Raw genomic sequence first — 11,886 nt, 5'->3', positions numbered from 1 at the left:
ATTCGGACCATCTCGTTTGTTGCCGCCATCTCCATATTAAGCTTTGTCTTTACTGTTTCTCGTAGTATGTAGAGATCACGGTCTTGAATGTGCCTTCTATCTTCACGAAGGTGAACCACTATCCCGTGGGCTCCTGCGAGTTCTGCTAAATAGGCGGCAAGAACCGGATCGGGCTCGTCAGTACCCCTTGCTTGCCTTACTGTGGCTACATGATCAATATTTACATTTAGTTTCGGCATATCATCAAACCCCTAGTTCTTTTTCTATTGTTCCAGCCAGCTCTGATGCGATTTCATTTATTAGCTTATCGTTCTCTCCTTCTACCATAACACGCGATATAGGTTCAGTTCCGGAGTATCTGATATTAATACGACCTTTTCCGTTTAATTTCTCCTCACTTTGTTTTACCTGTTTTGAGAGCTCAGGGATTTCATTTAAGTCCTTCTTGCTACTAACTCTCACATTTAAAAGCACCTGAGGATAGAGCTCAAATATATTAGAAAGCTCAGAAAGAGGCTTTTCTTTAGCTCTCATGATTCCCAGTATCTGTAGCGCGGCCAGTGTGCCGTCTCCAGTCGTAGTATGGTCCAAAAAGATAATATGCCCAGACTGCTCGCCGCCAAGGTTTGCGCCCCTTGATCTCATCTCTTCAACTACGTATCTGTCACCGACCTGGGTTCTTACAAATTCAACTCCCTGCTCTTTAATATATCTTTCAAGCGCCATATTGCTCATAAGAGTAGTAACCACACTGCCGCCCTTAAGAGCTCCTTTTTCAATCATTTCCTGAGCGCAGATCGCAATTATTTTATCACCGTCTACAATCTCGCCTTTCTCATCACAAAAAATAACCCTGTCTGCATCGCCGTCCAGAGCAATTCCGAGATCCGCTCCTGTCTCTAAGACCTTCTCTTTAAGAAGCGCTGGGTTAAGAGAGCCGCAGTCAGTGTTTATATTTTTCCCGTTAGGATTTACACCAATTGTGATTACGTCTGCTCCAAGTTCAGTAAAAATGATAGGCGCTACTTTATACGCTGCCCCATTTGCGCAGTCCAGCACTATTTTTATTCCTTCAAGAGTTAAGTTCTGGGGGAATGAGTTCTTTGCAAAAACTACATATCTCCCCGGGGCGTCATCTATTCTATAAGCTTTCCCGATCTCATCAGGGGAAGCCTTTATCAGCTTTTGTTCGCCTTCATAGATAAGCTCTTCAATCTCCATCTCTTTTTCGTCCGGAAGTTTAAATCCGTATCTATCAAAGATTTTAATACCGTTATCTTCATATGGGTTATGAGAGGCTGAGATGACAATCCCTGCGTCCGCTCTCATGCTAGCTGTAATAAAAGCAATTGCTGGGGTGGGCAGTGGCCCTACTAAGAGAACTTCGCCTCCCATGGATGCTATCCCTGAGGACAGGGCTTGCTCAAAAATATAGCCCGATAGTCTAGTATCTTTGCCAATTACTATAGTTGGTTTGTAATAGGGTTTTTTATTCTGCCTTAGTATATAGGTAAGAGATTTTCCAAGCTTTAAACTTATTTCTGGAGTCATGGGATCATGATTTGCTAAACCCCTTATACCGTCTGTGCCAAATAGACGTCTTGCTTTGTTGTTCAAATGAATTTCCTCTCCAATTTAATTAAGCTTTATCTCTATTGTCTTTGGGTTTTGCTTTGTCAATTTTAAAACATCTTTATTAGGGTAATTGACTCCGACTTTTAGTTTAAAGCTCTTAGCTGTAGTTGCATTTGATATGTCGCTTCCATCAACATATAGCTCTATGTCATTGCTGCTTAGATTGTTAATGATGCTAAATGGGCCTTCAAATGTGAGCTCAGTAGAAGTGTTTCCATTAGTTTCAAAATCAAACCCGTCAAAGTTTATATAACTTATGTTTAAGTCATTAAATTCTTTCTCTAGTGTTCTTTCTTTAAGATCAATTGTAACTTTAACCGTATTATCACCAAGAATATTTACAATAGAGTAGGGCGATCTAAGCGGAGCCTCGATGGTGAATTTAGATTTCTCGCCTTCAAGTGAAACAGGATCTGTTGTTATGCTGTTAATTTTAGAAAGTAGATTCTGTGGCCCTTCAATGCTTGCGGTTTTAGGGCTGACTTCCGGCTTGCCAACTATCTCATAGCCCTCATCTGGCGGACCTATGCTTGGTTCTACCTGAACTTTCTTATCGTCAAGCTGATCCGTTTCTATTCTTATCTCAGCAGGACTGATACCGGTTACTTGCACGTCTCTTGGCGGAGTGATCTGATCCGTTCCTATTTCAAACATCGACATGCCGTCTGTTATGTTTGATAGGTCAACAGTGAATAGCATATTCTGAGCACTAACTGATGATAGCTGGCTCCTGGGGCCTCTTACTCTTAAGTTTAGTTTCTGAGGCGGGTTATTGACCACTACTAGGCCGGGAGGAATATTGGCGTAGTTTACATCTATGGCAATATTTTTTTCGACATCGTGCTGAAGATTTGCAACCAGCCAAAGTGATATGGCAATAACAAGAGCAAGAACTTTTTTCCCGATGTTATTAAAATTAAAAAACGGGGTTTTCTTTTTTCCCTCATCAGCTCCGTGCTGAAACGGTTTTTTTAGCCAGTCAACCATTATTGTTTCCTAAGTTTAAGCCTGCTCACTCTCCTGGGGGGCAGGGTTTTGTTTCTTTGATACTTTAACGCTTCGTTTTATTCCAAGTGCATCTAAGAGCCCGTTGTGCAGTGAGGTCGCGTCGAGTCCCCTGGAAATCTCTCCTCCAATAGCAAGCGACATTTTCCCTGTCTCCTCCGACACTGCAACCACAACCGCGTCAGTTTCGGCAGACAGCCCGATTGCAGCTCTGTGTCTTGTACCCAAATCCCTCTCAAGATCAGGGTCTGTTACAAGCGGAAAGAATGATCCCGCTGAGGCGATTCTGTCCCTTACAATAATTATTCCTCCGTCATGAAGAGGGGAGGAGGGATTAAAAATGCTGATTATGAGCTCTCTAGATAAAAGAGAATCGATCCTCATGCCAATCTCAATAAAATCTGCAAGAGAGTTATTTCTCTCTATGGCTATAAGGGCCCCAATTTGTCTGTTGGCTAGATAGCTTGAGGCCTTTACAACTTCCTCGACAAACGATTCTTTCGTCTTGCCGGACGATATATTTAACAAAAAGGGCCGCCTTCCGATTGCCGCAAGTCCTCTTCGTATATCGTGTTGAAACAGTATTACTACAATAAGTATGATAGACCCCAGAAATTGCCCTAAGATCCAGTTTAGAGTAAATAGGCCGCCTTGAGAAAGATAAAATAGAACAAATAGTAAAACCAGTCCGAAAAGGACTTGAAGAGCCCTTGTTCCCTCTATCATTGTCAGTGCATAGTAGATAATAAACGCAACAAGAAGTATATCGAGCGTATCCCATATGTATCTAAAGTTTAGTATTGTCTCAAACATTTTCTTTCTCTATATTCCTTTAATTCGCGTTTTTTATAGCATCCACCATTTTACTTACCTTACTCATATAAGCTATATCATGAACCCTGATAATGGAAGCGCCATTTAATATCCCAACCGCAATTGTTGCGGCTGTGCCTTCTGTTCTAGAGTCAATATCAGCGTCTAGCGTTTTTCCAATAAAGGTCTTATTTGATGTTCCAATTAGTATTGGTTTTTCAAGCTTACTGAACTCATGTAAGTTTTTTAAAATTGTAAGGTTTTGCTCTGCAGTCTTTCCAAAACCAAACCCAGGATCAATTGCAATTCGGTCATCATCCACTCCACAATCTTTCGCTGCATGGATAGAATGCTCTAAACTTCTTATAACATCCTCTATTACCGATTCATAAGAAGTATGTTCCTGCATATCAATTGGTTTAGAAGATGTATGGGTCAGTATAACTCCTGCTTTGTATTCAGCAGCTACGTCACCTATCAATGGATCAAAATTGAGCCCGCTTATATCATTTACTATTGATGCTCCTTGCAAAAGAGCCTCTTTTGCAACTTTAGACTTTGTAGTATCAATCGAAATGATTGTATCAAAATTATTTTTGATCTGCTTTATTGCAGGAATAGTTCTATCCAATTCTTCTTCTAAGGTTACCCCGCTTGATCCAGGTCTAGTTGACTCACCGCCGACATCTATAATATCGGCGCCTTGCTCAATCATTTGCTCTACGTGGAAGATCGCTTTGTCTAAATCTGTGTAACGCCCACCGTCATAAAATGAGTCGGGAGTCAGATTAAGCACTCCCATAACGTAGGTTTTCCCTCCTATTTCAAGCTCATGGTCTTTGCATTTAAATATGGACTTTTTCATATCTGAATCTGATGAGCTTAAAAGTGCAGACCTATCCACTTTGATATTTGGGTCTAAAATGGGAGCTTTTTTTTTCTCTATATCCATTTCCCTTGTGCGGTTTACCAAATAAATCCACTTGTTGTAACTCTTTGTTAATTGGTACAGCTTTGATTACCAGTAAGAAATAAAAAACAGCTTAATCAGATTAAGTATCTTTTATATTATTATCTCTAAAGGCCATGGAACCTTCCGGACTAATTGGGTTTTCCCATGGTGACGGGTAATTATCTGGTTTGTTGTTTTTAATCAACTCATCAAGCTCTTTACCGTCTATTACTTCTTGGTCTAAAAGAACTTCGGCTACTTTATGAAGAAGGTCAATGTCGTCCTCAAGAAGCTTCTTAGCTTTCTCGTAGTTGCCGGTAACAATTGTTTTGATCTCATTGTCGATCTCTATTGCTGTTACCTCGCTATAGTCTTTTTGCTTAGATATCTCCTTGCCCAAAAAGACCTGTTCATCACCTTTTCCGAAGGTTATAGGGCCTACTTTTTCACTCATCCCCCACTCACATACCATTCTGCGAGCGATCTCTGTTACTCGTTCTAGATCATTTCCAGCGCCGCTTGTTCTCTCGCCGAACACAATCTCCTCAGCTGCTCTGCCCCCTAAAAGAACCATTATGGTTGCGTTTAGGTTTGTTCTTGATAGTGTGTATCGGTCCTCAATAGGAAGCTGCTGTGTTACACCAAGGGCCATTCCCCTTGGGATAATTGTTACTTTGTGTATTGGATCTGTGCCTGGGGTAAGTTTTGCAACGAGCGCATGGCCTGCCTCATGATAGGCAGTTATCTTTCTTTCTGAATCACTGATTATCATGCTTTTTCTTTCAACGCCCATAATCACTTTATCTTTAGCATATTCAAAGTCGTCCATTGTGATCTTCATCCTGCCGAACCTTGCTGCATGAAGCGCAGATTCGTTTACAAGGTTTTCTAGATCAGCACCTGAAAAACCAGGGGTAGATCTGGCTATAACAGAAAGATCAACCTCATCTTCAATAGGCGTGTTTCTGGAATGTACTTTTAAAATTTCTTCTCTTCCTCTTACGTCTGGTCTTGGCACTACAACTTGTCTGTCAAACCTTCCAGGTCTAAGAAGAGCAGGGTCTAACACGTCTGGCCTGTTCGTTGCTGCCATAACGATTATTCCCTCGTTTGATTCAAATCCGTCCATCTCAACCAATAGCTGGTTGAGTGTTTGTTCTCTCTCGTCATGACCTCCGCCAAGACCTGCGCCTCTATGACGCCCAACAGCGTCAAGCTCGTCTACAAATATAATGCAGGGCGCATGGCGTTTTGCCTGAACAAAAAGATCTCTAACTCGTGAAGCTCCGACTCCAACAAACATTTCTACAAAATCACTACCGCTTATGATAAAGAACGGAACGCCCGCCTCACCGGCAATCGCTTTTGCCAACAAGGTTTTACCCGTTCCCGGCGGTCCAACGAGCAATATGCCTTTAGGGATTCTGCCGCCAAGCTTTGTAAATTTCTTAGGACTTCTTAAAAACTCTACTATTTCTTGTACTTCTTCTTTAGCTTCATCAATTCCAGCTACGTCTTTAAAAGTAGTCTTGTTTTGATTCTCGCTAAGCATACGGGCTTTGTTCTTGCCGAATGACATAGCTTTTGTGCCGCCCGCCTGGAGCTGGCGCATAAAGAAAACCATAATAACAACTAGTAAAAGAAGAGGGGCCCAGTTTAGTAGAATGCTGGTTAATGAACCTTCACTATCTGCGTCAAATTTAAAAGTTACGCCTTTTTCTTCAAGTGTTGCAATTAATTGATCACTTGCAGGACCAATTGTTTTGAAACTTTTGTTTTCACTAGCGCTAGAGTCAGTGTATTCACCCTTGATTTCCTCGCCTTTGAATACAACATCTTTTACATCCCCAGTTTCTACGCTCGTCAGAAACTCACTGTATGGAATCTCCTCGTATCCTGTTCTTGGGGTGTTTACTAGTTGGTAAAGTGCTATGATTGCTACAAATATCACTAACCAGAGTACTAAATTTTTAAATAACTGACTGTTCAAAGTTCCCTCTTGTAATTATTGATATTAAAACATAAAACTACATCGAAAATGATAGCATAGTTATAGGGCCTTTTCAATAATATTCCTTAATTATAAAGACCAATTAGGACCAATTATGCAATTTTAGATCCTAATCGAAAAGCCCTGTGCTTAAGTATCTCTCACCGGTATCGCAAAAAATTGTTACTACGTTTTTCCCTTCACCTAGTCTTTGAGCTATTTTTTGTGCTGCATATCCCGCAGCACCGGCTGAAATACCTACTAATATTCCTTCTTTTAAAGCTATTTCTCTTGTAAATTCCCTTGCTTCTTTGGTGCTTACCGGCATAATCTCATCATAAATGCCCATTGTCAGGATTTCTGGCACAAAACCAGCTCCGATACCCTGTATCTCATGAACATGAGCATCTCCGCCCGATAGAACAGCCGATTCCTTGGGTTCGACTGCAACAAGAAGTATGTCAGGATAATGCTCCTTAAGCATTTCCCCAGCGCCGGTAATAGTTCCTCCTGTGCCTACGCCAACTACAAATGCGTCAATGTTCCCTGGTACTTGCTCAATTATCTCTTTACCTGTTGTGACTTTGTGTGTTGCCGCATTCTCTGAGTTGCTAAACTGATTCAGCATAAAGGAGTTTGGTGTATCTTGTGCAATTTCCAATGCTTTGGATATCGCGCCTTCCATTTGCTCTTCAGCAGGCGTTAGAACTACCTCTGCGCCGTAGGCCGCGAGAAGCAATCTTCTCTCCATGCTCTTGTCATCAGGCATAGTCAGAATGAGTTTATAGCCCTTGATTGCGCAAACCAAAGCGAGTCCAATACCTGTATTACCGCTTGTGGCATCTATAATTACAGTCTTGTCGGGGCTGATAGATCCATTTTTCTCTTCAGCCTCAATCATGCTTAGACAGATTCTCTCTTTTATGCTTCCTGCAGGGTTTAAATTTTCAAGTTTAGCCCAAAGTGCAGCAGAATTGGGCTCAATTAGATTGTTAAGCCGTATTACAGGGGTGTTGCCGATAAGATCGAGTAAGTTATTTACAACTTTTAGCTCATCATTTTGCAAATTCATAGTTGTTTTGATTTAGTCGCCAATTAAATTCTTAGATCATTCCTTTATTAGCATAGATAATGTTTGGGTCATTAATTCCGGGTCTTTTTGCTCAATTGAGGACAAGATTGTCTTAACTGACTCCCATGTGACGTCTGGTTTTCTCATCTCGTTTTTAAGCTTAAGCAAAAGGCCTTTAACTTCTTGATTTTGCACATTTCGGATGAAGGTATCTAAGCTCTGTATGTTTTCTGATTCACTCATAATATTAATGATAGCCTATTTTTTTGTTTATTTAATAGCATTGTCTCAGGTATAATAATCATTAATTCTAAGCTTTACCCGGTAATTCTTAACGGAACATATTAATATTCATGGCTAAAAAACAGACTAAAAAACTTAAAGCAAAACCCAAGAAAAGCAAGTTCTGGCTATATTTTCTCGTATTTTGCCTAATCGTTGCGGGAGCCGGGGTTTTGACCTTATATGCGGGTTACAAATATTACACAAAAGATCTTCCTGATCTCTCAGTGATCACAGGGTATCAGCCTAAGCTAGTTACAGAAGTATATTCTGCAGACGGAACGATGATAGGTGAGTTTGCGTTTGAAAGGCGCAAAATTGTTAGATACGAGCAAATCCCACCCCATATAAGAAACGCATTTATTGCTATTGAAGATAGGCGGTTCTTTGAGCACGAAGGCGTAGATATTAAGAGTATCATGGCTGCTATGATGCAGAACATCCAGGAGGGCGATTGGGTGAGGGGAGCTAGTACAATTACTCAGCAGGTTATTAAAAATGTCATTTTAACCCCTGAGCGCACTCTTTCCAGAAAGATTAAAGAGGCCATCCTAGCTCATGAAATAGAAAATAATTTATCAAAAGAAGAGATTCTGTTTTTGTATCTAAACCATATATATTTGGCTGACGGCACATACGGAGTAGAGATGGCAAGTCAGAACTATTTTGGCAAGTCTGCTATTGACATCAATATTGCGCAGGCCGCCCTTTTAGCGGGTCTTCCCAAAAAACCTGAATATTTCTCTCCCAGAAAACACCTAAACAGAGCTTTGGAGCGTCAGAAAACTGTACTTAAACTGATGCATGAAGAGGGTTTTATTACAGACGACGAGTGGGCAGAGGCGCTAGAATACGAGATTGAAATTGTTCCAAGAAAAAGGGTTAATTATGAGCTGGCGCCATACTTTGTTGAGCATGTCAGGAAATATCTAGAGAGCAAAGTTGGAACGGAGGCCTATTTAAACGGCGGCTATAAGATATTCACCACTTTAGATTTAAAGCTTAACAATGAGGCAAGATGGGCAGTTAAAAGAGGAGTTCTCAACCTTGAATCCAGACACGGACGAAAACTTGTTTCTAAAAAACTTGGCACTCAAGGCGCGATAGATAAGTACAGGGACTCCCAGCAGGTGCAGAGCGTTGAAAAGGGCACTATTTATGACGGAGTAATAACAAAAGTCAGCAAACTTAAAAAAGAAAGTGAAGACGGTATTCAGTTCTACCGGGCACAAGTCGGGGTAGGGGACGATAGCGGTAGTCTTTTATATACTGTGACTAATCCCATAGGTAAGGGGATTAGCTACCAAGACATCGAATCCCTTAAAGGCGTAAGCGTCTCACCTGTCGAATTTAAAGTTGGAGATGTCATTAGCGTAAAAGCTTTAGGTGAGCGGAACAATAAAAATAGATTCTCACTATATATAAATCCAGTAGCTCAAGCGGCTCTGGTTTCTATGGATACAAACGGGCATATTTTGGCCATGGCAGGAGGTTTTGATTTTGGCAACTCTCAGTTTAACAGGGCGACACAGGCCCTAAGGCAGCCGGGCTCAGCGTTTAAGCCTATGGTATATTCGGCAGCGCTTGATAAAGGTTTTTCAGAAACCTCTATTTTGTACGATATGCCGGTTGCGGTTAAGGACTGGGTGCCTCAGAACTATGACGGCGAATATCGAGGGGCAATAGTTCTAAGACAGGCCCTTGCAAAGTCTAGAAACTTAGCAACCGTACGCATCATGTTAGAGATTGACCCCTCATACGTAGTAGATTATTCAGACAACTTTGGGTTTACATCAAAGTTAAATCCTTATCCATCACTAGCTCTCGGCGGCACGGATCTAAAAATGATAGAGCTTGTAAAGGCTTATAATGTTTTTGCATCGGGCGGGAAATTGGTCGAGCCACAGTTCATTCTTCGAATTTATGATAGAAACGGAAGGATTATTGAGGACAATACTGGCGGAACATTCGTTTCACAAGAAGAGAGCCTAAAAGCTGAGCGTGAGCAAAAGAGGCTTGATATAATCAAACAGCTAGCAAAAGAAAAGGGCAGAGACACTGATTCTGATCTTGAGTCACTTAAAGAAGATATCTTAATGGATACGAGCGACTTTTTTGGTGACAGTGGTTACTCCTTTTTAACTCCGAAAGAGTTTTTAGAACTTATAAAAGAAGGCCCAGTTGACTTTAATTCTGCTGAGGCTGCTGAGCAGACCATCAGTCCTGAGACGGCCTTTATTATGGCAGATCTTCTTCAAGCTGTTGTAAAAGAGGGCACTGGGATGAGGGCTCTGGGACTCACTAAATTAGCCCCAGTGGGCGGCAAAACAGGAACTACCAATGACTACACTGATGCATGGTTTGTAGGGTTTAGTCCAAGGCTCACAACAGCTGTTTGGGTTGGAAGGGACGATCACAAAAGCCTTGGAAAAAAAGAATCCGGATCAAGAGCAGCGCTTCCAATATGGGTTGACTATATGCAGGAAGCTCTCACGGAATATCCCGGTGGCTCATTTAGGAAACCCGAAAGCATACAGATTGTAAGCACGCCGTATGGAAATATTCCCTACAGTGTTGATTCTCTGAGGAAAGACGTTTTAGATTCTATCAGACATAGCGTTAGAATAGAGCAGGAAATGCCGATGGAATACTATCCAACGGATTACGGTCAGCAGAGAAACGATAGCGAGACCGAGATTGATTTTATTATGAATCGTTAGTCTATAGTTGTGTGACTCTTTAACGACTCCAGCTTATACTTGCCTATACCCTCAATGCTGTCTAGCTCATCAATACTCTCTATTTCCTCTTTGTTAGATATATAATCAATGATGCTTTGGGCAAGCAGCGGGCCAATACCAGGAATTGCAGTCAAATCTTCTAGCTCCGCAGAATTAATGCCAATAGGAATACCAAGCGAAATTCGTTTTAAGCCGCTCATCTTCTCAATTGATGAATATCCTTCTATAACGATTTTGTCACCAGATCTAAGGTCTTGGGTAACCTTATGTTTTGATTTCAATGCTTTAAGCTGAGCTGGATTTGTGACACTTATTACTTTTGATGAGTCATCCTCTGAAATTTCAACGTAGATCAAATCATCTTGATTAAACTCATCATCGTTTCCAAAGGGCAAGTAATTAGAGGTAAGAAAAAAGTATAGAAGGCACAGTAGGGCGAGATAAAGAACGGAGCTTCCATCAGAATTTCTTTTACTTTTTTCGTGTGACATTTTAGAGAAGGCTCTTTGTAAGCCCTCCGTCTACTTGAATTGTTGTTCCAGTGATATAGCTAGCTTTCTCAGAGGCCAAAAATACTGCTAGGGCTGCAAGCTCTTCTGGTTTTCCGATTCTTCCGACCGGAACATCTTCTCCCATCTCCTCAATCACCTGATCAATATCCTTTCCCAGTTTTTGCGCTCTATCATTTGCGAGAAAGATAATACGGTCTGTATGAATTCTTCCAGGGCAAATGTTGTTCACTAAAATATTATCCGAAGCAAATTCATTAGAAAGAGTTTTTGCAAGCCCGACTATTCCGGCTCTAACGGTGTTAGACAGCATCAACCCATCGACGGGCTGTTTGACCGCATAGGAGGTGATGTTTATGATGCGGCCCCATTTATTTTTTTGCATATGGGGTATTACTTCTTTACTAAATGTGATTGCACTATACAGGTTAAGCTCAACTGCTTTTTGCCAAGCTTCCAATGAAAAATCCAAAAATTCGCCTGTTGGTGGTCCTCCTGCATTGTTAACTAGGATGTCCACTCTGGAGTATTTGTTTATAGTTTCATTGACTACGTTCTTAACTTGCTCCGTGCTGCTAACATCACAAACTACCGGCAGCACATCGGCAGAGGTTTGGGCGATAATATTGTCTGCGGTTTTAAAAAGGGTGTCTCTATCACGAGCGCAAATAGTAAGCTTTACGCCTTCGTTAGCAAGCGCTATTGCTGTGGCCTTGCCGAGTCCTTTACTTGATGCCGCTACGATCGCTACTTTGTCTTTAATGCCTAAGTCCATGGCTATCCTTACAGCTGTTGATTAATTTATAATGATATCTTAAAGAGTAGGGCGGGAAATTACAATGAATTACTTCTTCTTTTTGGATTTAGCCTTTTTAGTGTCTTTTTCT

11 protein-coding genes are annotated in these 11,886 nt (G+C 41.2%); 1 reads left to right on the top strand and 10 read right to left on the bottom strand.

Features of this window, described 5'->3' with window-relative positions:
• From AAF462_04905 to AAF462_04870, 8 genes are all read right to left on the bottom strand, one after another.
• Positions 1-239 (bottom strand): pyridoxine 5'-phosphate synthase (locus tag AAF462_04905; protein MEM7008456.1); only part of this gene is annotated, 239 nt, incomplete at its 3' end.
• A 4-nt stretch (positions 240-243) separates the two neighbouring features.
• Complete coding sequence (glmM, locus tag AAF462_04900; GenBank protein ID MEM7008455.1) at positions 244-1,617, bottom strand: phosphoglucosamine mutase; 1,374 nt, start codon at positions 1,615-1,617, stop codon at positions 244-246.
• Positions 1,618-1,635: 18 nt separating this feature from the next.
• Positions 1,636-2,622, bottom strand: a complete 987-nt coding sequence (locus AAF462_04895) for a CdaR family protein (protein ID MEM7008454.1) — start codon at positions 2,620-2,622, stop codon at positions 1,636-1,638.
• 15 nt (positions 2,623-2,637) lie between these two features.
• Positions 2,638-3,453: a diadenylate cyclase CdaA gene (cdaA, locus tag AAF462_04890; protein MEM7008453.1), complete on the bottom strand. Its 816-nt coding sequence runs from the start codon at positions 3,451-3,453 to the stop codon at positions 2,638-2,640.
• 19 nt (positions 3,454-3,472) lie between these two features.
• A complete protein-coding gene (folP, locus tag AAF462_04885) occupies positions 3,473-4,405 on the bottom strand; it encodes a dihydropteroate synthase (protein MEM7008452.1) in 933 nt (310 codons plus the stop codon).
• Positions 4,406-4,505: 100 nt separating this feature from the next.
• Positions 4,506-6,395 carry an ATP-dependent zinc metalloprotease FtsH gene (gene ftsH / locus AAF462_04880; protein MEM7008451.1) on the bottom strand — a complete coding sequence of 630 codons (1,890 nt, stop codon included), beginning with the start codon at positions 6,393-6,395 and terminating at the stop codon, positions 4,506-4,508.
• A 130-nt stretch (positions 6,396-6,525) separates the two neighbouring features.
• The gene (gene cysK / locus AAF462_04875) at positions 6,526-7,467 is read right to left on the bottom strand and encodes a cysteine synthase A (GenBank protein MEM7008450.1); all 942 of its coding nucleotides are present in this window, start codon (positions 7,465-7,467) and stop codon (positions 6,526-6,528) included.
• Positions 7,468-7,503: 36 nt separating this feature from the next.
• Positions 7,504-7,710: a hypothetical protein gene (locus AAF462_04870; protein ID MEM7008449.1), complete on the bottom strand. Its 207-nt coding sequence runs from the start codon at positions 7,708-7,710 to the stop codon at positions 7,504-7,506.
• A gap of 110 nt (positions 7,711-7,820) precedes the next feature.
• On the opposite strand from AAF462_04870, the gene AAF462_04865 reads away from it, so the two are divergent.
• A complete protein-coding gene (locus tag AAF462_04865; protein ID MEM7008448.1) occupies positions 7,821-10,469 on the top strand; it encodes a transglycosylase domain-containing protein in 2,649 nt (882 codons plus the stop codon).
• Here AAF462_04865 and AAF462_04860 read toward each other — a convergent pair.
• Both AAF462_04860 and AAF462_04855 read right to left on the bottom strand, forming a co-directional pair.
• Positions 10,466-10,981, bottom strand: coding sequence for a helix-hairpin-helix domain-containing protein (locus tag AAF462_04860; GenBank protein ID MEM7008447.1), 516 nt, complete (start codon positions 10,979-10,981; stop codon positions 10,466-10,468). The two genes, AAF462_04865 and AAF462_04860, sit on opposite strands and share 4 nt — an antisense overlap.
• A gap of 1 nt (position 10,982) precedes the next feature.
• Complete coding sequence (locus AAF462_04855; GenBank protein ID MEM7008446.1) at positions 10,983-11,774, bottom strand: SDR family oxidoreductase; 792 nt, start codon at positions 11,772-11,774, stop codon at positions 10,983-10,985.
• Positions 11,775-11,886: the final 112 nt, after the last annotated feature.

This window comes from Thermodesulfobacteriota bacterium, from assembly GCA_039028315.1.
Taxonomy (GTDB): Bacteria; Desulfobacterota_D; UBA1144; order Nemesobacterales; family UBA2774; genus CR02bin9.
Note: the sequence above shows the minus strand (reverse complement) of the source record. Positions and strands in the feature narration are given on the sequence as shown.